Annotated in this window: 19 protein-coding genes and 7 tRNA genes; 10 read left to right on the forward strand and 16 right to left on the reverse strand. The window is 74.6% G+C overall.

What is annotated here, in order from left to right:
* Positions 1–32: 32 nt before the first annotated feature.
* Together ACIQE0_RS35095 and ACIQE0_RS35100 are read right to left on the reverse strand one after the other, a co-directional pair.
* A complete protein-coding gene (locus tag ACIQE0_RS35095) occupies positions 33–1,253 on the reverse strand; it encodes a hypothetical protein (RefSeq protein ID WP_402339551.1) in 1,221 nt (406 codons plus the stop codon).
* On the reverse strand, positions 1,253–1,840 hold the full coding sequence (locus ACIQE0_RS35100; protein WP_384105237.1) for a DUF4365 domain-containing protein: 588 nt from the start codon (positions 1,838–1,840) through the stop codon (positions 1,253–1,255). Before ACIQE0_RS35100 ends, ACIQE0_RS35095 begins: the two co-directional genes overlap by 1 nt.
* 223 nt (positions 1,841–2,063) lie before the next feature.
* On the opposite strand from ACIQE0_RS35100, the gene ACIQE0_RS35105 reads away from it, so the two are divergent.
* Complete coding sequence (locus ACIQE0_RS35105) at positions 2,064–2,789, forward strand: exonuclease domain-containing protein (RefSeq protein WP_402339554.1); 726 nt, start codon at positions 2,064–2,066, stop codon at positions 2,787–2,789.
* A gap of 135 nt (positions 2,790–2,924) precedes the next feature.
* Here the strand turns inward: ACIQE0_RS35105 and ACIQE0_RS35110 are convergent.
* From ACIQE0_RS35110 to ACIQE0_RS35120, 3 genes are all read right to left on the reverse strand, one after another.
* A tRNA-Val gene (locus tag ACIQE0_RS35110) sits at positions 2,925–2,996 on the reverse strand.
* A gap of 83 nt (positions 2,997–3,079) precedes the next feature.
* Positions 3,080–3,550, reverse strand: a complete 471-nt coding sequence (locus ACIQE0_RS35115; protein WP_402339557.1) for an SRPBCC family protein — start codon at positions 3,548–3,550, stop codon at positions 3,080–3,082.
* An 86-nt stretch (positions 3,551–3,636) separates the two neighbouring features.
* Positions 3,637–3,708 (reverse strand) — tRNA-Val (locus tag ACIQE0_RS35120).
* A gap of 379 nt (positions 3,709–4,087) precedes the next feature.
* Between ACIQE0_RS35120 and ACIQE0_RS35125 the strand changes: the two genes are divergently transcribed.
* Complete coding sequence (locus ACIQE0_RS35125) at positions 4,088–4,501, forward strand: SsgA family sporulation/cell division regulator (RefSeq protein WP_003959770.1); 414 nt, start codon at positions 4,088–4,090, stop codon at positions 4,499–4,501.
* A 224-nt stretch (positions 4,502–4,725) separates the two neighbouring features.
* On the forward strand, positions 4,726–5,292 hold the full coding sequence (locus ACIQE0_RS35130; protein ID WP_402339560.1) for a CGNR zinc finger domain-containing protein: 567 nt from the start codon (positions 4,726–4,728) through the stop codon (positions 5,290–5,292).
* A 69-nt stretch (positions 5,293–5,361) separates the two neighbouring features.
* On the opposite strand, the gene ACIQE0_RS35135 is transcribed toward ACIQE0_RS35130, so the two are convergent.
* A complete protein-coding gene (locus ACIQE0_RS35135) occupies positions 5,362–5,517 on the reverse strand; it encodes a hypothetical protein (RefSeq protein ID WP_366337898.1) in 156 nt (51 codons plus the stop codon).
* A gap of 68 nt (positions 5,518–5,585) precedes the next feature.
* Complete coding sequence (locus ACIQE0_RS35140; protein WP_366337952.1) at positions 5,586–6,032, reverse strand: hypothetical protein; 447 nt, start codon at positions 6,030–6,032, stop codon at positions 5,586–5,588.
* A gap of 171 nt (positions 6,033–6,203) precedes the next feature.
* Between ACIQE0_RS35140 and ACIQE0_RS35145 the strand changes: the two genes are divergently transcribed.
* Positions 6,204–6,755: a DsbA family protein gene (locus tag ACIQE0_RS35145; RefSeq protein ID WP_402339563.1), complete on the forward strand. Its 552-nt coding sequence runs from the start codon at positions 6,204–6,206 to the stop codon at positions 6,753–6,755.
* 60 nt (positions 6,756–6,815) lie between these two features.
* On the opposite strand, the gene ACIQE0_RS35150 is transcribed toward ACIQE0_RS35145, so the two are convergent.
* From ACIQE0_RS35150 to ACIQE0_RS35160, 3 genes are read right to left on the reverse strand one after another with little or no spacing between them, the layout of a single operon-like run.
* Positions 6,816–7,646 (reverse strand): GNAT family N-acetyltransferase, encoded by an 831-nt coding sequence (locus ACIQE0_RS35150; RefSeq protein ID WP_384105226.1) that lies wholly within the window; start codon positions 7,644–7,646, stop codon positions 6,816–6,818.
* Positions 7,647–7,683: 37 nt separating this feature from the next.
* Positions 7,684–8,508 (reverse strand): aminodeoxychorismate lyase, encoded by an 825-nt coding sequence (locus ACIQE0_RS35155; protein ID WP_366337904.1) that lies wholly within the window; start codon positions 8,506–8,508, stop codon positions 7,684–7,686.
* Between the two features lie 4 nt (positions 8,509–8,512).
* The gene (locus ACIQE0_RS35160) at positions 8,513–9,574 is read right to left on the reverse strand and encodes a chorismate-binding protein (protein ID WP_402339567.1); all 1,062 of its coding nucleotides are present in this window, start codon (positions 9,572–9,574) and stop codon (positions 8,513–8,515) included.
* A gap of 177 nt (positions 9,575–9,751) precedes the next feature.
* Here ACIQE0_RS35160 and ACIQE0_RS35165 point away from each other — a divergent pair.
* The 5 genes from ACIQE0_RS35165 to ACIQE0_RS35185 all read left to right on the forward strand — a co-directional run bounded on the left by ACIQE0_RS35165 (position 9,752) and on the right by ACIQE0_RS35185 (position 10,216).
* A tRNA-Gly gene (locus ACIQE0_RS35165) sits at positions 9,752–9,824 on the forward strand.
* Positions 9,825–9,862: 38 nt separating this feature from the next.
* Positions 9,863–9,936, forward strand: a tRNA-Cys gene (locus tag ACIQE0_RS35170).
* A 1-nt stretch (position 9,937) separates the two neighbouring features.
* Positions 9,938–10,009, forward strand: a tRNA-Val gene (locus ACIQE0_RS35175).
* A 24-nt stretch (positions 10,010–10,033) separates the two neighbouring features.
* Positions 10,034–10,105: transfer RNA gene (locus ACIQE0_RS35180), tRNA-Val, on the forward strand.
* A gap of 39 nt (positions 10,106–10,144) precedes the next feature.
* Positions 10,145–10,216, forward strand: a tRNA-Val gene (locus ACIQE0_RS35185).
* 261 nt (positions 10,217–10,477) lie between these two features.
* On the opposite strand, the gene ACIQE0_RS35190 is transcribed toward ACIQE0_RS35185, so the two are convergent.
* Positions 10,478–10,687, reverse strand: coding sequence for a hypothetical protein (locus ACIQE0_RS35190; RefSeq protein WP_366337908.1), 210 nt, complete (start codon positions 10,685–10,687; stop codon positions 10,478–10,480).
* Between the two features lie 614 nt (positions 10,688–11,301).
* Between ACIQE0_RS35190 and ACIQE0_RS35195 the strand changes: the two genes are divergently transcribed.
* Positions 11,302–12,672, forward strand: coding sequence for a serine/threonine-protein kinase (locus ACIQE0_RS35195; protein WP_402339570.1), 1,371 nt, complete (start codon positions 11,302–11,304; stop codon positions 12,670–12,672).
* A gap of 68 nt (positions 12,673–12,740) precedes the next feature.
* Here the strand turns inward: ACIQE0_RS35195 and ACIQE0_RS35200 are convergent, their stop codons facing one another.
* The 5 genes from ACIQE0_RS35200 to cbiE all read right to left on the reverse strand — a co-directional run bounded on the left by ACIQE0_RS35200 (position 12,741) and on the right by cbiE (position 21,763).
* Positions 12,741–13,289: a YciI family protein gene (locus ACIQE0_RS35200; RefSeq protein ID WP_402339573.1), complete on the reverse strand. Its 549-nt coding sequence runs from the start codon at positions 13,287–13,289 to the stop codon at positions 12,741–12,743.
* A gap of 140 nt (positions 13,290–13,429) precedes the next feature.
* Positions 13,430–14,251, reverse strand: coding sequence for an RNA methyltransferase (locus tag ACIQE0_RS35205; protein ID WP_366337914.1), 822 nt, complete (start codon positions 14,249–14,251; stop codon positions 13,430–13,432).
* Positions 14,252–14,305: 54 nt separating this feature from the next.
* Entirely contained in the window at positions 14,306–15,544 is a 1,239-nt protein-coding gene (gene cobA, locus ACIQE0_RS35210) for a uroporphyrinogen-III C-methyltransferase (RefSeq protein WP_402339576.1), read from the reverse strand.
* Positions 15,545–15,873: 329 nt separating this feature from the next.
* Entirely contained in the window at positions 15,874–20,307 is a 4,434-nt protein-coding gene (cobT, locus tag ACIQE0_RS35215; RefSeq protein WP_402339579.1) for a nicotinate-nucleotide--dimethylbenzimidazole phosphoribosyltransferase, read from the reverse strand.
* Positions 20,308–20,542: 235 nt separating this feature from the next.
* Positions 20,543–21,763 carry a precorrin-6y C5,15-methyltransferase (decarboxylating) subunit CbiE gene (cbiE, locus tag ACIQE0_RS35220; protein WP_402339581.1) on the reverse strand — a complete coding sequence of 407 codons (1,221 nt, stop codon included), beginning with the start codon at positions 21,761–21,763 and terminating at the stop codon, positions 20,543–20,545.
* Between the last annotated feature and the right edge of the window lie 55 nt (positions 21,764–21,818).

Here is a 21,818-nt window from a genome sequence, read left to right on the forward strand (position 1 = left end):
ACCGCACCGCGAAACGGATTCCCGCGGCCCGCTCAGGGCTCCGCCGGAGGACCCCCGCACGCCCCGTCGGAAACGTCGAAGCCGTCCTCCCCCGGCTCCGCGGGATGCACGGTTTCTTCCAGGAGTGCCTTCATCAACCGGTCCCGGTCGGCCGGGTCGACCGGTACGGGGGCGACGTCCCGGCCGCCGGTGATCCGCCGGAAACCGCCCCGGCTCTCCAGCCGCCCGCTGAGCCGGATCGGCAGCCCGGCCAGATGCGCATGCCCGGCGATCCGGTAGTCCTCCTCCCCCAGCGCGACCCGCACCTGCCCCACGTCCGCCCCGGAGAGCACCCGCAGCCGCACCGCCCCCGGGCCGTCCGGCCGCTCCCGGCGCAGCCGTACGACGGCGCCGGTCACCCGCACCGGCAGCGACGGCTCGGCTCGGGCGTAGCGCTGCGCGGCCTGCTGGAGGGCGGGCAGGTCGCCGGGCGAGAACTCGACCGGTTCGGGGCGGGCCGCGAAGCCGGGCGGGGTGCCGGCCGCCGGCGACCACGCGATGCCGATCCGCACCCCCTCCGCACCCCGCACCAACGCGATCAGCGACTGCGCCAGCTCATGGCAGACGCCCAGCCCGACGGCGGCGTCGAACGCCTCCATGCCGCCGGTGGCCCGCTGGTAGTCGGTGGCGTCCCGGGCCGCGTGCAGCGCCCGCTGCAACCCGGTGACCGCGCCCCGCCCGGCCGGTACGGGGACGAACGCGGCCAGGTGCCGGCCGGCGGGGGCCGGGCCGATCAGCACCTGGCCGAGGAAGCCCTCGGCCCGGCGCTGGTGCCGGGCGCCGTAGTAGCCGGCGCGCGCGAAGCCGGCCAGCGCGCCGGCGGTCAGCATGGCGCGGGCCGCACCGCGCAGTTGCTCCTGCGCCACCCAGCGCGCGGTACCGGAACCGCCGTCGGGGACCTCCCGCTCCCAGCGGACCTCGTCGCTGGGCACCGCGAGCCCGACCAGCACCTCGCGGGCCGAGGGCGTACCGCACCGCTCCAGCGCGACCAGCGCCTCGGCCAGCAGCTCGGCGCTGTCGGGGAAGCGGCGGTCGTGGGGCACCAGGAGGCTGGTGCCGCCCGCCCCGCCCGGCGGCGTCCAGCGGGAGTACGGGCCGGTCCCGCCGCCCCGGCGCCGCCAACCGTGCCTGGCCAGCAGGGCGTTGAGCACCGCCGGGTCGAGCCGCCCGGGGTCCGGCGGTCGCGTGCCGTAGTCGTCGGTCAGCCGGTCCATCAGGGTCTCCCTCCCGCCCCGACCCGCGTCATGATCTCGCAGAGCGCACGGTCGTCGAAGATCCGCGTGGTCGGGACCCGCACGGTGGTCCTGCGCCGGCCGGTCACCGGATGGCCGGCGAGGTTGATCCAGTAACAGCAGTGCCGCAGTTCGAGGTGGTCGTGGCCGGCCCGCAGCCAGTCCTCCGGGTCCCGCGGGACGAGCATCACGACGAGGATCTTGTGCACCGCCACCGGGGTGCGGGCCAGCTTCACCAGGTGGTCGTTGTCGAGCGTGAAGGCGAAGGTGGGCCCCGGCGGGCGGGGCGCGGTCTGGTAGGTGCACTTGAGCTGCACCTTGACGGTCACCTCGTCGTCGACGGTGTGGCCGGGCGCGGCGTGGCTGACGTGCCAGTCGATGCCGTTGTCCGGGAAGGGCTGTGCCAGCGAGCACCCCGAGGCGGCGGCGACCGCGTGCAGATAGCCCACCTGGAGCGTCTCCATGCAGGCCGTCGTGGCGAGTGCGCCGCGCCGCGGGGCGGTGGGGGGCGGGGGGTACCTGTCGCTGGTGGGGAACAGCCCGCCCGGTTCGGGCTGCGCGAGGGTCATCGCGGGTGCCTTCCGGGCTGTGCCGATCGGGGTGGCGGGCGGTGGGGCCGGGGCCGGCGCGGAACGCGCCGCCGGACCGCGCGGTGCGCGCCACCCGTCACTGAGGTTGTCTCCGCGTCAAGTGGGCGGCAAACAAGGGCGGTTCGAGCCGGTGGCCGGTCGGGTATCACCAGCACGGGTGACATGCCCCGCCATCCCCCGTACGACCGCGAGGAGTTGAATGATGCCGCGCTGGTATGACGGTCCACTGGCCGCCTTCGACACCGAGACGACGGGCATCGACGTCGAGCGCGATCGCATCGTCTCCGCCGCCCTGATCGTCCAGGAGACCCCGCGCGCCGCGCCGCGCGTCACCCGCTGGCTGATCAACCCGGGGGTGGAGATACCGGAGGCCGCCACGGCGGTCCACGGGCTGACCGCCGACCACCTCGCCCTGCACGGCCGCTGGCCGGCGCCGGTACTGGAGGAGCTGGCCCGCTCCCTGGCCGCCCAGGCGGTGGCCGGCCGCCCGCTGGTGGTGATGAACGCGCCCTTCGATCTCACGCTGCTGGAACGGGAGTTGAAGCGCCACCGCGCCAGCTCCCTGACCGCCTACCTGGGGGCGCATCCGCTGCACGTCCTCGACCCGCGCGTCCTGGACAAGCACCTGGACCGCTACCGCAAGGGCCGCCGCACCCTCACCGACCTGTGCGCGCACTACGAGGTCGAGCTGACCGACGCCCACGAGGCGGCCGCGGACGCCCTGGCCGCGCTGCGCGTGGTCCGCGCGGTGGGCCGGCGCTTCGCCGAACGGCTGGAAGGGCTGCAACCGGCCGAGCTGCACACCCGGCAGGCGGTCTGGTTCGCCGCCCAGGCACGCGGGCTCCAGGCGTGGTTCGCGCGCAACGGCACCCCGGAGGCCGTCGACCCGCACTGGCCCCTGCGGCCGGAACTCCCCGCCGCGGCCTGATTCCCGCCCACCGTTCCGGCCGGAATTCCCCGAAGTCCACGACACCGGAACCAATTGCCGCTCCCCGACCACCAGCCCACCGGACCAACGCAAAGAGCCGGACCGCCTCTTGGCGGCCCGGCTCTTTGATCCCGGTGGGCGATACTGGGTTCGAACCAGTGACCTCTTCGGTGTGAACGAAGCGCTCTCCCACTGAGCTAATCGCCCGGGTTTCCGCGGGGTTTCCCCTGCGAACGACCTGAACAATACAGGCCGCGACGGCCTTCCATCAAATTCCCGCTCAGGCGCCCTCACCCGCGGGCCAGCCAGGCCGCCAGCCCGCGCCGCCCGGCCCGCATCATCAGCGCGTGATTGATCCGGAACAGCGGCCGACCAGGCAGCGCCCACCGCCGCAGCACCGGCTTGCGGACCTCCACATCCTGCTCGAAGACCGCCCGGGTCCCGCCCTCCCCAGGCACCACCGTCCAACGCGCCCAGCCGGCCAGGTCCCCGTCCATCGCCACTTCCAACACCCCCGCACCCGGGTCCCGCAGCGTCTCGCGCGCCACCACGACCAGTTCGTACGGCAGAAAGGACCGGAACCGCGCCGCGCCACCGCCCCCGTCGAGCCCGACCACCTCGCACACCTGCGGCCACCACTGCGGATAGGACTCGACCCGCTCCAGCACCGCGTAGACGACGGTGGGCGGGGCGTTCAGCTGCCAGACACCGCGGAAGCGGTAACGGTGCAGACGGCGCGGTCGACCGGACGGGGCGGGCATGATCCCAGTGTGCTCCCCGCCGCGCGCGGGGCGCCCAACAAACGCGACGGCCCGGAGACTTGGAGTCTCCGGGCCGTCGTCCGGGGTGGGCGATACTGGGTTCGAACCAGTGACCTCTTCGGTGTGAACGAAGCGCTCTCCCACTGAGCTAATCGCCCGGGCGCACCGCCAACATTACCGCACGTCGGGGGCGCCTCCGACCACGGCGACCAGCCCGTCGAGGGCCAGGCAGCCCCCGATGGACGACGCCCCCAGGCACCCGCCGCCCGCCAGGCACCGAACACCCGGCACGCCGAACCTCCGGAGATCATCGCGAAGCGCCTCGCGTTCCCTTACTCTGCGTATCCATTTCGCCTCCATACCGCCCGGGATGTCGTGGCCGAAATGCTGCCGGGGACGATCGCGCAATCCGCCGTAAGAGCTACCTGAAGCCACCCAAAACCGTCAGAGGGGTTTACAACGGCACCGTAGGTGGCATGTCGATTTCGCCGACGTGCGAATCCCCGAGCGCACACTGAGCGAAAGGCCCTGGCGCTTATGAACACCACGGTCAGCTGCGAGCTGCACCTGCGCCTCGTTGTGTCGAGCGAGTCCTCACTGCCTGTACCCGCGGGCTTGCGGTATGACACGGCCGATCCTTACGCCGTCCATGCCACCTTCCATACCGGAGCCGAGGAGACGGTCGAGTGGGTTTTCGCCCGCGACCTCCTCGCCGAGGGCCTGCACCGGCCCACGGGCACCGGAGACGTCCGCGTATGGCCGTCCCGGAGCCACGGGCAGGGCGTCGTCTGCATCGCCCTGAGCTCCCCGGAGGGGGAAGCCCTTCTGGAGGCCCCGGCGCGGGCACTGGAATCATTCCTGAAGCGCACCGATGCCGCCGTACCGCCCGGTACGGAGCACCGGCACTTCGATCTCGACACCGAGCTCTCCCACATCCTGGCGGAGAGCTGAGACGCAGCACGCACACCCACCGCATCCATCCGCTCACACTTGCGACCGTCCGACTCGGGGAGACGGCGCAGGACCGACAAGTTCACACGGCACACTTCGGCGCCGTCGCCGCGGACCACCGCGGGGGCGGCGCCGAAGCTCGTTCCAGGCGCTAGAGTCGGCGACCATTCGCCAACGACACCGGGGCGGCACCGGCCGACCCCACCCGGCCAGGGAGCGGAACCGTGATGATCACCCATGACACCCGGTGCGCGCTGGACGCGGTCGTCGATCTGCTGAACACCGCCCCGGAGGGCGACTCCCCCGGCGCGCCGGACAGCCTGACCGACCTCGCGGCCCTTGAGGACTTCGTCCGGCGCAACGAGGTCAGCGACGTGGGTTCCCTGGGACCGGACGACCTGGCGGGCACGCGGGCCGTGCGGGCACGGTTCGCGGAGGTCTTCGCGGCCGCCGACGACCGCACGGCGGCCGAGCGCCTGAACACGCTGGTCGCCTCCGCGGGCACCACCCCGCGGCTGACCGACCACGACGGCTACGACTGGCACGTCCACTACTTCGCGCCGGGCGCCTCGGTCGCCGACCACCTGGCCGCGGACGGCGGGATGGCGCTGGCCTTCCTCGTCGTCGCCGGGGAGCGCGAGCGGCTGCGGCACTGCGAGGCCCCGGACTGCCGGCACGCCTTCGTGGACCTCTCCCGCAACCGCTCACGGCGCTACTGCGACAGCCGGACCTGCGGGAACCGGCTGCACGTCGCGGCGTACCGCGCCCGGCGGCGGGAAGCGGCGGGCTGAGCGGCCGCTGCACGCCGGCCGCTCGCTCCACGGCCCCCTCCGGACCCGCCCGACGCGGCTCGTCGGGCTTCACAGGAGGTAGAGGTCGTGTACCGCGCCTAGGAGGAGCAGCAGGCCGATGATGGCCAGGAAGAGCATCAACGGCGGTTGGGACAGCGCAAACAGGCAACCGCGCGGTTCGGCGGACGGGGCGTCGTCTTGGGCGAGGGCGCACTCATCGTTCATCTCGCGCGCATCATCGCGCGGATGATCGTCCCGGAATCCGCAAAACCCCTCTCAGCAGCGGGAGTTCATCAGATCCCGTGCTTTTTCAGGATCGCTTCGATGTCCGAGAAGTCATCCTTGGGGGCAACGTCGGTGCCCGGGGCCGCCGTGCTCTTCGGGGCCTTCCGGCCGGAGCCGAGGGAGGGCGCGGAGACCGCCGGCGCCACCGCCGGCGCCTCGGAACCCGCCGCGGACCGGCGCTCCTTGCGGCCCCCCACCCCGCGCCGCCGCTCCACCAGCCGGCCGAGCGTGAACAGCACCGCGGAGAGCGCGAGCACCCCGAAGCCCGCCCAGACCGTGGGCTTGAAGACGATGCTGGTGACCCAGTCGACGACACCCGTCATGACCAGGCCGATCGGGATCAGGGCGAAGGCGGCGATCCGGGTCGCGGCCAGGAAACGCTTGCGGTAGGCGGTCAGCGCAGCGATGCCCAGGCCCGCTGCCGATACCGCGGCACAGACTGTCGAGGTCAGCATCCGGTCCTCCTGCCGGTCGAGGGCGAGCGGGCGTTCCGCGCTCCCCTCCATCCTGCCCTCCCCGACCCCGCGCAGGCCATGTCCTGACCCCGACCTCAGGGAGATCTCCGGGTCGCCCTCCTCCGCAGGTCCGGGTTCCGGCCCGAGGCGACCGGCTGGAACACTGGACTCATGAACGACGCCGCCGTCTCCGGCCCCACCCCTCCCGCAAGCCCCGCCCGCCCCGTCCTCGACGTGTGGTGCGATCTGCAGTGCCCGGACTGCACCACCGCCCTGACCGACGTCCGGGCGCTGCGCGCGCGCTTCGGCGACCGGCTGGAGATCCGGCTGCGGCACTTCCCGCTGGCCAAGCACAAGCACGCCTACGCGGCCGCCCAGGCCGCCGAGGAGGCCGTCGAGCAGGGCCAGGGCTGGCCGTACGTCGAGGGGGTGCTGGCACGGACCGCGGAGCTCGACAAGCGCGGCGAGAAGGCGCTGCTGGACGTCGCCGGGGAACTGGGGCTGGACGCCGAGGAGATCGACACCGCGCTGATCGACGGGCGGCACCTGCTGGCGGTGGACGCGGACCAGGCCGAGGGCAAGGCGATCGGCGTGACCGGCACCCCGACGTACGTGATCGGCGGCGAGCGGCTGGACGGCGGCAAGAGCCAGGACGGGCTGCGGGCCCGGATCGAGGAGATCACCGAGCGGCTGCTGGCCGAGCAGGACCCCGCGGCGGGCTGACACGCCGCCCCACCGCGCACCACGCCGCCCGACGGGCCCGGCACGGCCGCCGCGGGCCCGTCAGAGGATCGGCTTCCACATCCGGTAGGCGGCGGTCCGGTAACCCAGCGCGCGGTAGAGGCCGAGCGCCGGGGCGTTGTCCGGATAGACGTTGAGCGCCAGGGAGGAACGCCCCGCGGCCAGCGTCTCCCGTTCGGCGACCAGCATCAGGCTGCGGCCGTGCCCCTCGCCGCGACGCTCGGGCGCCACCCGTACGTCCATGACGTAGCCGCCGGGCTGCCCGGGGTGCCGCAGGGAGAGCCAGAGGGTGCCGACGTCGGCGCCCTCATGGGCAAGGACCCGCAGCACGTGGCCGGGGGTGGCCGCACCGTCGGGGAGCAGGGCGTCGTGCTCGGCGGGCGACGTCTCCTCGGCACGGGCGCGAGGCATCCCCTGGGCGGTCTCCTGCCGGATGTGCTCGGCGACCGCGGCGGCCCGCCAGGCCGGGTACTCGGCGGCGGTCATCGCCCGGTCGCCGCTGCCGTCGGGGAGCGGGCCCGGAGGGGTCAGGGACCGGGCCAGGACGCGGCTGCGCTCGGTGTAGCCCAGGGCCGCGGACAGCCGCACCGCGGCCTCCGCCTCCGCGGGCACGGTCAGTTCGATCTGCCGGCACCCCCAGCCGCGCAGCACCTCCTCCGCGGCCAGCGCGGCGACCGTGGCACGGCCGCGGTGCCGGTCGGGGGCGTCGACGGCCAGGGCCTCGATCCGTCCGGCGGTCGGCCCGAACCGGGCGTCCGTGGCCAGCTGGATCCCGCCGACCCGGCGGCTGTTGACGCAGATGTCGTAGGGGCGGGACCGGCGGCCGTCGTCGTGTCGTACTTCGGGGCCCGCGGGGCGCAGCGTAGTGGTCACGAGGACTTTCTACTCGCCCGCCCGCGGCCCGTCATCATCAGCGCGGGTCGAAGTCCGCGGCCGACTCCCGCGCGAAGATCCGCATCGCCTCCGCGGTCACCGGGCCCGGCCCGTCGGCGAGTTGGCGCCCGTCGATCCGGGTCACGGCCTGGACGTCGCGCAGCGTGGAGGTCAGGAAGATCTCCTGGGCGCTCTCCAGGACGTCCAGCGGCAGATCGGTCTCCTTGGCACCGGCCCAGGCCATGGTCAGGGCGCGGGTGATGCCGGCCAGGCAGCCCGAGGCCAGCGGCGGGGTGTGCAGTTCGCCGTCGAGGACGACGAAGACGTTGGAGCCGGTGCCCTCGCAGAGCGCGCCGACGGTGTTGGCGAACAGCGCCTCGGACGCGCCCTGTTCACGGGCGCGGGCGAGGGCGACGACGTTCTCGCCGTACGAGGTGGTCTTCAGGCCGGCCAGCGCGCCGCGCTCGTTGCGGGTCCAGGGGACGGTGACGGCGGCGGTGGCATCGGGCCGGCGGCCGGCCTCGGAGACCGCGACGACCAGGGTCGGGCCGGCATCGCCGCGGTCCGAACCGAGCGGGGAGACACCACCGGTGTAGGTGATCCGCAGCCGGCCCAGGGGCACCGGGGCGGCCTGAAGTACGGCGGTGCAGCCGTGCCGGACCTCGTCGAGGTCGGGGGCGGGCAGGCCGAGACCGCGGGCCGAGGTGGCCAGGCGCTCCAGGTGGCGGGTGAGGGCGAAGGCCCGCCCCCGCTCGACCTTGACCGTCTCGAAGACCCCGTCACCGACCGTCAGGCCGTGGTCGAAGACCGAGACCCGGGCACTTCCGGCGTCCCGCAACGCTCCGTCCAACCAGATCTTCATCGCTTCACTCTCCGCTCACTCGGTGCTCACCGGACGCTACCGTGAGCAGCCGGCGCGCCTTCAACTCGGTCTCCTCCCACTCCCGCTCGGGATCGGAGTCCCAGATGATCCCGGCCCCGGCGCCGAAGCGGAGCACCGGGCCGCCGGGGGCGGCGCGGTCGATCCAGAACGTGCGGATGCCGACGTTGAGACAGCCGGTGCGGCGGTCCGCGTCCACCCAGCCGATACCTCCGCAGTACGGACCGCGCGGGGCGGTCTCCAACTCGTCGATGATCCGCAGGGCACTGGACTTGGGGGCTCCGGTGACCGAACCGGGCGGGAAGGTGGCCCCGAGGAGGTCGGCCCAGGCCGTCTTCTCGTGGGTCTCGGCCAGTTCACCGCGCACGGTGGAGACGAGGTGGACCAGGCCGGGGTGTTCCTCCACCGCGCACAGGGCGGGGACGGTGACCGAACCGGTGGCGCAGACCCTCCCGAGGTCGTTGCGGACCAGGTCCACGATCATCACGTTCTCCGCCCGGTCCTTCTCCGAGAGATCCGCCGCGATGCGCCCGGTGCCCTTGATGGGACCGGACTCGACGGTGCGGCCGTCCCGGCTCAGGAAGAGCTCCGGGGAGGCGGTGGCGATCTCGATGCCGTGCTGCGGCAGGCGGATCGTTCCGGCGTACGGCGCGGGGTTCCCGTGGGCCAGGACGGCGGAGAGCGCGTCCACGTCGGCGCGCTCGGGATCGGGCAGCACAGCGGTCAATACCCGGCAGAGGTTCACCTGGTAGACCGTCCCGGCCGCGATGTGGGCGCGGATGCGCCGGACGCCGTCCGTATAGGCGGCGCGGTCCATGGAGCTGCGCCAGTCGGCCCGGGCGGGGCCGCGCCAGGCATCGGGCGCGGGGGCGTCCGCCGCGGTGGCGGGGCGCACGTCGGCGAAGCGTGCGCAGACCACGCCCCCCTCGAAGTCGGCGGTCACCGCCCACCAGCCCGCGGAATCCAGGGCCGCGGGATCGCTGGTGACGTCGCGCAGGTCGGTGGCTATCAGGCCGCCGAAGCGGGCCATCGGAGCGAAATCGTGCACGTCAGTGAGTCTATGGCTGGGCACCCTCGATCGCCCGGGCCGAGCGAGCAGCGCAGCACGCTGCACAAACGCGTTTTTGTACTGGCCCAAGAATCCGCTAGAGTTCAACACGTCGCCGGGACGCGAAAGCGCCCCGGAGGACAGGGAGCTTCCCGACACAGTCTGGGAGAGCCACCCGCGGACGTAGCTCAGTTGGTAGAGCACCACCTTGCCAAGGTGGATGTCGCGAGTTCGAGTCTCGTCGTCCGCTCGATGTGGGGGATCATCCCGAGCCCCCCGCACACTCCTGGTGGAGTGGCCGAGAGGCGAGGCAACGGCCTGCAAAGCCGTCTACACGGGTTCAAATCCCGTCTCCACCTCCAAGGACGATTAGCTCAGCGGGAGAGCGCTTCCCTGACACGGAAGAGGTCACTGGTTCAATCCCAGTATCGTCCACTGATCCGGTAACGCCGGATCCCCGCGCGATTAGCTCAGCGGGAGAGCGCTTCCCTGACACGGAAGAGGTCACTGGTTCAATCCCAGTATCGCGCACGCAGCACCCGCGGTGATCTTCGAGATCCGCGGTCCCGAGGACGATTAGCTCAGCGGGAGAGCGCTTCCCTGACACGGAAGAGGTCACTGGTTCAATCCCAGTATCGTCCACCGGAAACCGAGGGCCGGAGCGAAAGCTCCGGCCCTCGGTGTTTTCGTTACGGATCCCCTTGGGCCGCCAACATCCCTGGGCGGACCGGCAGTTCGGGCGAGGAAGACGGACGGGCGGGCGGCGAAGCTCCGGAAAAGCCCGATGGCCGGGCATCTCCCCAGATGCCCGGCCACTCGTGCCGTCCGCCGCACCCCCGTCCCCACGGGGTTTCGATCGGAAGTGCCTGTCCCGGGCCGCTCTCCCGGGACCGGGGCGCCCGCTCAGCGCCCCAACATTCCGACCACGGACGACGCCTGTGTGACGACGGCCTCCCAGCCGCCGAAGACCACGGCCAGGAGCACCGCCAGCGGCACCACCATGGCGACCGCGACGAGGGGGTGGCGCGTGCCCGAGGGCCGGGCGCCGCCGAGCGCGGTGGTCGCCCTGCGACCCCATGCCCGCAGGGCCGTCCGCCCCGTGCCGTCCGCCATCGCCCCGCTCCTGTCGTGTTCCAGGGCGGCGGGCGTCTGACCTCGGGGGACGAGTGCTACGCCCGCCGCTTGACCCCAAGCCTAGGCAGGCGCAGGGGTACCGGGCGTCAGCCCGTCGTACCGCTTGGCGGGCCTCCGGGAGGATGACGGGGAGGCGCCGGGCGTACTCCCCAGGGTGGAGAGGCCGCAGGCACAACCCTGGAAGACCCCTGAGAGGGGCGTGCGGCGCCGGGAGGCGGCGCATGGCGGGCGCGGAGGAACGCCTGGCGCACGGGCCCCGAAGCGGTGACTTCGATCACTCGGGGCGCTCCTCCGCAAGGGCCCGCCCCGGCCGCGGTGCGGGGTCCGCGACATCCGGGGCCCTCGGCGCCCTCCGGCCCTTCGTATCGTCAAATTCCCCTGGGAAAGGGACCATTGGGACGCGTCGCGGGTGGCGGGGCGGGAGGGCGGACGGATTTCCGCGTGTGCGGCGGGGATCGGGGCGGCCGCGGGCAATCGGGTTGCCGACGCATGCGCGGCCTCTCAGCACAGCGAGCCGGCAATCCGTAAGCTGTGCCACGTCAGACGGTTGAGCGGAGTGGGGCCTGCCTCCCCACCGCAGGCAGGGGACGGACATGGCGATGATGCGGCTCCGACGCGAGGACCCGCGTGTCGTCGGATCGTTCCGACTGCACCGCCGGCTCGGCGCGGGCGGGATGGGCGTGGTCTACCTCGGCTCGGACAAGCGCGGCCAGCGGGTCGCGTTGAAGGTGATCCGGCCGGATCTGGCGGAGGATCAGGAGTTCCGGTCGCGGTTCGCCCGCGAGGTCTCGGCCGCCCGGCGGATCCGCGGTGGCTGCACGGCGCGGCTGGTGGCAGCCGATCTGGACGCCGACCGCCCGTGGTTCGCGACCCAGTACGTCCCCGGGCCCTCGCTGCACGACAAGGTGAACGAGGAGGGGCCGCTCTCCCCCGCGCAGGTCGCCGCCGTCGGTGCGGCGCTGTCCGAGGGGCTGCTGGCCGTCCATGACGCGGGCGTGGTGCACCGGGATCTGAAGCCGTCCAACATCCTGCTGTCGCCCAAGGGCCCGCGGATCATCGACTTCGGCATCGCCTGGGCGACCGGCGCCAGCACGCTGACGCACGTCGGGACGGCGGTCGGCTCCCCCGGCTTCCTCGCGCCGGAACAGGTGCGCGGCGCCGCGGTGACGCCGGCCACCGACATCTTCTCGCTGGGCGCCACCCTGGCGTACGCCTGTACCGCGGACTCGCCGTTCGGGCAGGGCAGTTCGGAGGTCATGCTCTACCGCGTGGTCCACGAGGAGGCGCAGCTGGCCGGGGTGCCGGACGCGCTGGCGCCGCTGATCGCGACATGCCTCGCCAAGGACCCGGCGGACCGGCCCAGCACGCTGTCGCTGTCGCTGCGCCTGAAGGAGATCGCGGCCCGCGAGGCCCACGGGCTGTCGGGCGGGGCGTGGGACAACGGCTCCGGCGGCGGGGACGGTTGGGAGCGCGCCGAGCGGCGGCCGGCGGAGCGTCCGACCGGGCAGCGGGCCGAGGAGTACGCGCGGCAGCGGACCGAGCGGGGTGCGGCGGGCACGCCCGCGCCGCGTCCCCGGCCGGCCCGTCCGGCGGCGCCCCGCGAGGCGGCGGCCCGGGCGCAGGGCCCGGCGCCGGGGGCGAATCCGCGGACCGGCGGGCGGAGCACGGGGCGGCGGCCGGCGGCCCGCCCCACGGGGCGAAACGGTTCACGTAGGCCGGTGCGCACCGGCTCCGGGGGACGGCGGCCGGGCCCGGACCGGCGGTTGCTGCGGCAGCGGGTCGTGGTGTTCGTCGTGGTGACGCTGCTGGTGGCGCTGGGGATCGCGGCCGCCCAGGGGTGCCAGGGGCCGACCCGCGGGTTGGGCGGGGAGCGGCCGGTGAGCGTGGCGTCGTACGGCGGTGTGAGTGCTGGGATGGGGACCGGTACGGAGGTCGGTGCCGGTAGGGCTGGGGAGTTGGGCTGAGGCCGTCCAGGGGCGGACGGCCGGTGGGGCTTTCGGTCATGGTGCGGCGGAGGCCGGTGGGCCCCCGCTCATGAGCGGCCGCCGAACTGCCAGTTGTGGACCTCGATGTCGGCGTACCGGCCCGCGGGCAGAACGGCGCGTGCCGCGTCCGCGTCGGGGGCTCGGACCAGCGCCGCCGTGCCCAGCCAGGTGGTGCCGTCGTCGGACAGCAGGGGCCCGTACGCGATCAGTTCGTCCTGCTCGGCGGGCTCGGTGAGGACGGCGTCCGGCACCGGGCCGAGGCCGAGCACCAGGTAGCGGTTGCCGTCGGTCGGGCCACCGGGAAAGTCCCACATGGTGCGGCCCAGCATGTTGCGCCACCGGCGGAGCAGCACGTCCCGGTACGCCCCGGCCTGGTAACCGGGCTCGTCGAAGGCGAACGCACGGGCGGCGGCGGGGTCGGGCAGGTCGGCGATGTGCACGCTGCCGGTGGGCGTCTCGCCGTCGTCGGCCATTGTCGGGCCGCGGGCGATCATCTCCTGCGCGTAGCCGTCCATGTAGGACCAGTGTTCTTCGAGAAGTTCCTGGCGCAGGGCGAGGGAGGCCGGGCGGTCGCGGTGGTAGCAGAAGAACTCCATGCGCGTACTCTCCACCACGATGCGCCGCGGCACACACCGAATTGGCGCGCGGGGATCACGGCGTTCAGGCTGTTCAAGCCGTTCGTGCCGCTCACGTCCCGTCCCTGATACGGGATCAGGGACGGTTCACCGTGGGGCGGCTATCCCTGGGCGCGTTGGGTGGGTGAGACCGCGTAGAAGGCGACCGCGGCGGCGGCGCCGACGTTGAGGGAGTCCACGCCGTGGGCCATGGGGATGCGGACCCATGCGTCGGCGGCGCGGAGGGCGCCCGTCGTCAGGCCGCCGCCCTCGGCGCCGAGCATGAGGGCGACGCGTTCGAGGGTGTGCGGGGCCGCCTCGTCGATGGCGGTGGCCCCTTCGGCCGGGGTCAGGGCGAGCAGCCGGAAGCCGGCCTCCCGTACGACGGACAGGTCCCGCGGCCAGCTCTCCAGACGGGCGTAGGGGACGGAGAACACCGCGCCCATGGAGACCTTCACCGAGCGGCGGTAGAGGGGGTCGGCGCAGTCCGGGGAGAGCAGGACCGCGTCCATCCCCAGGGCCGCGGCGCTGCGGAAGATGGCGCCGATGTTGGTGTGGTCGTTGACCGCTTCCATGACCGCGATCCGCCGGGTGCCGGCGAGGAGTTCGGCGGCCGTGGGCAGCGGCTTGCGCTGCATGGAGGCGAGCGCGCCGCGGTGGACGTGATAGCCCGTCACGCGTTCGGCGAGTTCCGGGGTGACGGCGTAGACCGGGGCCGGGACCTCGTCGATGACGTCGCGCATGACGTCGACCCACTTCGAGGAGAGCAGCATCGAGCGCATCTCATAACCGGCGTGCCGGGCCCGGCGGATGACCTTCTCGCCCTCGGCGATGAAGAGCCCTTCGGCCGGTTCGCGCCGGCGCCGCAACTCGACGTCGGTCAGGCCGGTGTAGTCGCGCAGCCGCGGGTCGTCCGGGTCCTCGACGGTGATGATTTCTGCCACGGAAAGAGGGTGCCTTGTCGGTGTCGGGGAGTCGATGGGGCGGGAGCGGCCCGGTCAGTGGGAGGGGGCGGCGGGGGCGAGGGTGACCACGTCGCCGATGACGATGACGGCCGGCGGACGGACGCCCTCCGCCCGTACGGTCTCGCCGAGGGTGGCGAGGGTGGCGTCCACCCGGCGCTGGGCGGCGGTGGTGCCCTCCTGAATGACGGCGGCCGGGGTGCCGGCGGGGCGGCCGCACGCTATGAGCTTGGCCGCGATGGCGCCGCTGTTCTCCACGCCCATCAGGACGACGAGGGTGCCGCGCAGCTTGGCGAGCGCGGCCCAGTCCACCAGCGAGCGGGCGTCGTCGGGGGCGACATGGCCGCTGACGACGGTGAACTCGTGGGCCACCCCGCGGTGGGTGACGGGGATGCCGGCGGCGCCGGGGACGGAGATGGTGCTGGAGATGCCGGGGACGATCGTGCAGGGGATGCCGGCCTCGGCGAGCGCCTGGGCCTCCTCCATACCGCGGCCGAAGACGAACGGGTCGCCGCCCTTGAGGCGGACCACGGCCTTGCCGGCCTTGGCATGCTCGATCAGCGCGTTGTTGATCGCCTCCTGCGCCATGAACCGCCCGTAGGGGATCTTGGCGGCGTCGATGACCTCGACGTGCGGCGGGAGTTCGGCGAGCAGGTCGCGCGGGCCGAGCCGGTCGGCGATGACCACGTCGGCCTCGGCGAGCAGGCGCCGGCCGCGGACGGTGATCAGGTCCGGGTCGCCGGGACCGCCGCCGACCAGCGCCACCGTGGGGGTGTGCGGGCGGCGGTGGTGCGGGGCGGCGATGCTGCCGTCGCGCAGGCCCTCGACGATGGCGTCGCGGACGGCGGCCGAGCGGCGCGGGTCGCGGCCGGTGAGGACGGCCACCGTGACGCCTTCGCTGCGGCCGGTGGCCGGGGTCCAGGCGGTGGCGGCCTCGGCGTCGTCGGAGCGAACGGCCCAGACGCGGCGCTCCTCGGCCTCCTGGGAGGCGGCGGCGTTGGCCTCGGGGTCGTCGGTGGTGATCAGCGCGTACCAGGCGCCGTCGAGGTCGCCGGGGCGGTAGCGGCGGCGTTCCCAGCACAGTTCGCCGGTGTCGGCCATCGCCTCGACGGAGGGGGTGGCGGACGGGGAGACCAGCAGGACGTCGGCGCCGGCGGCGAGGAGCGCGGGCAGCCGGCGCTGGGCGACCTGACCGGCGCCCAGGACGACCACACGGCGGCCGGACAGCCGCAGTCCGACGGGGTAGGCGACGTGTTCGGCGGCGGGCTCGGCCATGGTGGGGGCTCCTCGTGGGTGGTGCGAGTTCGACGACCGTGCCAGTCGCTGCGGCGTCGGAGCGGCTGAGGGTGGTACGGCCGGGCGGGCGTACGGCCCCGGCCCACAGCCTAGGGCCTGCCGCCGTCCTCCCGTCGTCCGCCCGAGGCGGGCCGGGCGGTGTCCGGTGCGTGCGCCCGGCGGGCCCGGGACGGCCCCGGTACGGGAGGTGTACGGGGGCCGTCACCCGGTGCGGCACAAATACGGGCCGGACGACGACCGGCAGGCGGCGGGCCTGGGACTGCGGGCCGGGGTCGAGCGGGGCGGCCCTGCCTCGGGGCCCGCCCCGGTCAGCTCTTCTCGGTGACTCCGGCGGAGTCGAAGGTGGCGACCTCGTGCATGGCGCGGGCGGCGCTCTGCACGACGGGCAGCGCCAGCAGGGCACCGGTGCCCTCGCCGAGCCGCAGGTCGAGGTCGACCAGCGGGCGCAGGCCGAGCTTGTTGAGGGCCGCGACATGGCCCGGCTCGGCGCTGCGGTGGCCGGCGATACAGGCGGCCAGGGCCTCGGGGGCGATGGCCCGGGCGACCAGGGCGGCGGCGCCGGCGCTGACGCCGTCCAGGATCACCGGGGTGCGCAGCGAGGCGCCACCGAGGATCAGGCCGACCATGGCCGCGTGCTCCAGGCCGCCGAGCGCGGCGAGGACCCCGATCGGGTCGGCCGGGTCGGGCTGGTGGAACTCCAAGGCATGGCGGACGACCTCGACCTTGCGGGCGTGCGTCTCGTCGTTGATGCCGGTGCCGCGGCCGGTGACCTCGGCCGGGTCGACGCCGGTGTAGACGGCGATCAGGGCGGCCGACGCGGTGGTGTTGGCGATGCCCATCTCACCGGTCAGCAGCGCCTTGTTGCCGGCCGAGACGAGGTCCCGGGCGGTCTCGATGCCGACCTCGATGGCCTTGAGGACGTCCTCCTGGGTCATCGCCGGACCCTGGGTGAAGTCGGCGGTGCCGGGGCGGACCTTGCGGGGCAGCAGACCGGGGGTGGCCGGCAGTTCACTGGCCACGCCGACGTCGATCACGCAGACCTCGGCGCCGACCTGGGTGGCGAAGGCGTTGCAGACCGCGCCGCCGCCCAGGAAGTTGGCGACCATCTGGCCGGTGACCTCCTGGGGCCAGGGGGTCACGCCCTGGGCGTGCACGCCGTGGTCGCCGGCGAAGATCGCGACCGCGGCCGGTTCCGGGATGGGCGGCGGGCACTTGCGGGACAGGCCGCTGAGCTGCGCGGAGATGATCTCCAGCATGCCGAGCGCGCCGGCCGGCTTGGTCATCCGCTTCTGCCGCTCCCACGCCTCGCCGAGCGCCTTGGCGTCCAGCGGGCGGATACCGGCGAGGGTCTCCTGGAGGAGGTCGTGCGGGTCCTCGCCGGGCAGCGCGCGGCGGCCGTAGGTCTCCTCGTGGACGACCCAGGACAGCGGGCGGCGCTTGGACCAGCCGGCCTGGAGCAGCTCGGGGTCGTCGGGGAACTCGTCGACGTAGCCGACGCAGAGGTAGGCGACGACTTCGAGGTGCTCGGGCAGGTCCAGTTCGCGGACCATCTCCCGCTCGTCGAAGAAGCTGACCCAGCCGACGCCCAGGCCCTCGGCGCGGGCGGCGAGCCAGAGGTTCTCGACGGCGAGCGCGGAGGAGTACGGGGCCATCTGCGGCTGGGTGTGCCGGCCGAGGGTGTGCCGGCCGCCGCGGGTGGAGTCGGCGGTGACGACGATGTTCACCGGGGTTTCGAGGATGGCCTCGATCTTCAGCTCGCGGAACTGCTTGGCGCGGGCCTTGGGCAGCGACTGGGCGTACGCCTCGCGCTGCCGCATGGCGAGCTCGTGCATCTTGGCGCGGGTCTCGTCGGACCGGATGACGACGAAGTCCCAGGGCTGGGAGTGGCCGACGCTGGGGGCGGTGTGGGCCGCTTCCAGGACGCGCAGCAGGACCTCGTTGGGGATCGGGTCGGAGCGGAAGCCGTTGCGGATGTCGCGGCGTTCGCGGATGACGCGGTGGACGGCGGCGCGCTCGGAGTCGTCGTAGGCGGGCGCGGGGGCCGTCACGGGGGCGGGCTCCGCGGGGGCCTCGGCGGAGCGCTCGTCGTCGCCCTCGGTGTGCTCGGCGTGCTCGACCAACTGGGCCTCGTCCTGCTCGTGCGGTCGGGCGTCGGCCTCTGCCTGGCCTTCGGCTTCGGGCTCGGCTTCGGCTTCGGGGGTGCCGTCGGCCGGGGCGGGCTGGGCCGGAACGGCGTCGGCGGCGGCCTCGGCGGGGGCCTGCGGGGCCGCCTCGGCGGCGGGCTCCTGCGGGGCGATGGCGGGCTCGTCGGTGGCCTGGGCCGGGATCTGGACGGGGGCGGCCTGCGCCTCGGGGACGGCCTGCGCCTCGGGGGCGGGGGCCGGGGCGACGGGCTCGTCGGCGGCCGACTGGGCGGGGGCCTCGGCCGGGGCCGCGGCGGCTTCGGGCGCCTCGGCTTCGGCGGCGGCCGCGGGCTGCGCGGACGACTGCTCGTCCTGCGGGGTGGCCTGCGGCTCGTCCGGTGCCGCGGCGGGCTGCTGGCCCTCGGCGTCCGCGGGCGCGGCGGGCTGCGATTGCCCGGCGGCCTGGGGCTGTGCCTCGGGCGCCTCTATGACGGCCTGCGGCGCCTCCTCCGCCGGGGCCTGGGCGGCCTCGGGTGCCTGGGGAGCGGCGTCGGCGGTGGCCGGAGCGGCTTCGGCCGCGGAACCGTCCTCGGCGGACTGCGGGGCCTCGGGGGCGGGCTGCGGGGCCGCGGCCTCGGGCTGCTCCGGCTGGTCCGGCGCCGGGGTGGCGGCGGGGGCCTGGTCAGCGGCCTGGTCCACGGCGGCCGTCGGCTGGGGCTGGTCTGCGGCGGCGGGGGCCGGCGCGGGCTCGGCGGCCGGCTGCCGGTCGTCGGCCTCGGGGGCCTGGGCCGGGATCGGCTCCGCCGCTGCCTGCTGCGGGGCGGCCGGAACGGCCTCCTGGGCCGCGGCGGCGGCGTCGGCGGGCTGCTGCTGAGCCGCGGCCTCCGGGGCTGCGGCCTCCGGGGCGGGGGTCTGCTCGGCGGGCTGCTGCTCCGAGGGCTGCTCGGGTGCCTGCTGGGCGGCGGTGTCCGTGGTGGCGTCGGCCGCCTGGGCCGCGTTCGCCACGGGCTCCGCGGCCGGCGGCTGCTCGGCGGGCGCCTCCGCGGCGACCGGGGCGGCGGCCTCGTCGGCAGCGGCCTGAGCACCGGCCTGCGCCGGGGCATCGGCCTGCGCGCCGTCGGCGGCGCCGGGCACCTCCGCGGCAACAGACGGTTCCCCGGTGACGGGCGCCTCCGCGGTGACGGGCGCCTCCGCGGCGTCGGGCGCCTCCTCGACGACGGGAGCGGGAACGGCACCGGGAACGGAAGCATCATCAGGAGCTGCCTGCGCGCCGGCCTCCGCCGGAACCTGCGCGGGCACCGTCGCCGGCGCCGCCTGAGGCTGCTCCCCCGAAATCTGCTCCCCCGGCATCTGCTGCGCCGGGACCTGCTCGGCCTGCGCCACCCCGGCCTCGGCCTGAGCCGGTGCCGGCTCCGCCGCTGCCTGCTCGACGACTACCTGCTCCACCGTCGCCTGCTCGGCAGGCAGTTCCTCGACGGGAGGCTGCCCAGCGGGCGCTTCCTCAACAGGAAGGTGTTCAACAGGGGGCTGCTCAACAGGAAGCTGCTCAACAGGTGCTTGCTCAGCAGAAAGCTGATCGGCAGACAGTTGCCCAGCGGGCTCCTGCTCGGTCGGCAACGCGCCTTCCTGGACGTCCTGCTGCACAGCCGCGGCGGGCGGCTGGGCCGCGGGTACGGCCTGCTCCGCGCCGGCCGGTGCGGCCGTCGGGTGCGCGACGGGTGCCACGGCGGCCTGGGCGGGCGCCTCTGGCCACGGCTGCACCTGGACCGGTGCGTGGGAGGGGATCTCGCCCAGCTGCGGCCCCGGCAGCGGGCCCTGGCCGGCGGCCCCGTAGGCCTGCTCGGCGTACAGCTGGCCCTCGTAGGGCTGCTGACCGTACGGCGGGAGCGGCGCGGGCTGCGGGCCCTGCCGGGCGGCGTCCGCGGGCAGGACGGGCTGCGGGGACGGCTGGCCGGGAGCCGGCTGCGGCTGGGCGGCCGCCGATCCGTCGTCGACCTGCTGCACACCGGCGGCCTGCGGCGCCGCGGGCTGGGCCTGGGCAGGCTGCGGCGCGGGCTGGACGGTCTCGGTGGGGACGTCGAGGTATTCGGGTCCGGCGGCCGGGCGGGCGGCCTGCCGGGCGGCCGGCTGGGGTGCCTCCGCGGGGCCCCGGTCGGCGAGCGAACGGACCACGCCGCCGGTCGCGTCCGGGACCGGCGGGCCCATGTGGAGCGGGCGGCGGGGCGGGGCGGCGTGGGCGGGCTGCTGCGGGGCTGCGGGCTGCGGCACGCGGACGGCGCCGAGGTCGACGGAACCGGTGTCCCGGCCGCCGGTCTCGTGGTCGCCGGCCGGGGCGGCCGCCGGCGCGTAAGCGACGGCGGGGTCGTACGGGGCGGCCTGCGGGAGCGGCTGGGCGGGGTGCGGCATCTGCTGGGTGCCCTGTTCGCTCCAGGCGCCCTGGGCGCCCGGCATCAGCAGGTCGTCCTCCTCGACGGCACCGTCGGCCGGGCCGAGGTAGGGGTAGTCGCCGGGGGGCTGGGTGGGGCCGTGGTCGGCAGGGGTGGGAACGGCCTGCGGCTGCCCGTGTCCGCCTGCGTTCTCCGGCTGTCCCTGGCCCGGGACCTGGCCGGTGTCGGTCATGCGTACCCCTCGCCCACTGTTAGTGCTCCTTCCAAGCGCTCGTGCGACGCGCCGACCGGTGCGCACCGACGCCCCAGTAGCGAGAACGAGCGAGCACGCCTCCCGGCACGACCGCCCTCTAGTGCTTCATATTCATCCAAAACCACGGCAATTTCCGGATATTGGTGCACGAAGCCGAACGCGGAACGGCGGCGCAACGATCCGCCAGCCTACCTCGCGCGGGTGGCCTCCCTGGTCACGGGTGAGGAACGCGATAGCCGCTCAGCAAAAACACCACAGCGCGTTCACGTTCGACCCAAACGGAAGTGTCGAGTTCCACGGACTGGAGGAGGGCGCACTCGACTTCGTAGCCGCCGTCGGCCAGCGCCCGGCCCAGCGCCTCGGCCTCGTCGCGGGTCGCGGCGTGGGTGACGATCCGTTCGGGACGGCGGGCCGCGCAGGCGGTGACCACGGCCGCTCCCCCGCCGCCGATGCGCACCACGTCGGGCTCCGGGAGGTCCTCCAGGATCTGCGGTGCGCGGCCGTGCACGGCCTGGAGTTGGACGCCGTGCCGGCGGGCCAGGGCCAGGGCGCGCCCGCAGGCGTCGGGGTCGGCGTCGACCGCGAGGACCGCGGCGCCGAACCGCGCGGCCTCCACCGCCGCGGCCCCGCCGCCGGACCCGATGTCCCAGACCAGGTCGCCCATCCGCGGCCCGAGGCGGGCGAGTTGCGCGGTGCGCAGGTGGACGGACTCGCCCTCGCCCAGCGCCCCGCCGTAGGCGCGGTCCGGAAGTCCCCAGCCGCGCGGGCCCGTCGGGTGGCCCACCTCGTGCCCGGCGAGCCAGCCGGTGCCCTGGGCGGCGGCGCCGGCCGGCGAACCGCCCACGACGATGACGACGTTGGGGTCGCGCCAGACGTGGTCGGCGACCTTGTCGGAGGTGAGGACGGTCACCCGCTCCCGTTCGGTGCCCAGGTCCTCGCAGATGACGAAGGTGCGGAGCACGCCGGCCAGGAGGAGGGCGAGTTCGGCGGGGCCGGCGCCGGGCGAGGTGAGCACCGCGACCTTGGGGTGGGCGCGGCAGACGTTCACCGCGCGGCGCAGGTCGCGGCTGTGGGCGACGACGACCTGGGCGTCGTCCCAGGGCATGCCGGCCCGGGCGAAGGCGGCGGCGACGGCGGAGACGGCCGGCACCACCTCGACCTCCAGCCCGTATTCGGGGGCGCGCAGGGTGCGGACCACGCCGAAGAAGCCGGGGTCGCCGTCGGCCAGGACGACGGCGGTGCCGCGGTGCTGGGCGATGCGGCGGGCGGCGAGGGCGATGCTGCCGAGCCGGATCCGCTCGGCGGTGGCCGGGACCTCCGGCAGCGCGAGGTGGTGGGCGGCACCGGCGACCAGGGTCGCGGCGCCGAGGGCGGAACGGGCTGCGGCGGTCAGCGGAGAGCCGTCCCATCCGATCACCGTGACCCGGTCGGCCATGCTCGTCTGTCTCCTGGGGATGGTGGGGTCCCGGACGGACGGCTAACGGGTGCGG

This window comes from Streptomyces sp. NPDC093097, from assembly GCF_044754325.1.
Classification (GTDB): domain Bacteria; phylum Actinomycetota; class Actinomycetes; order Streptomycetales; family Streptomycetaceae; genus Streptomyces.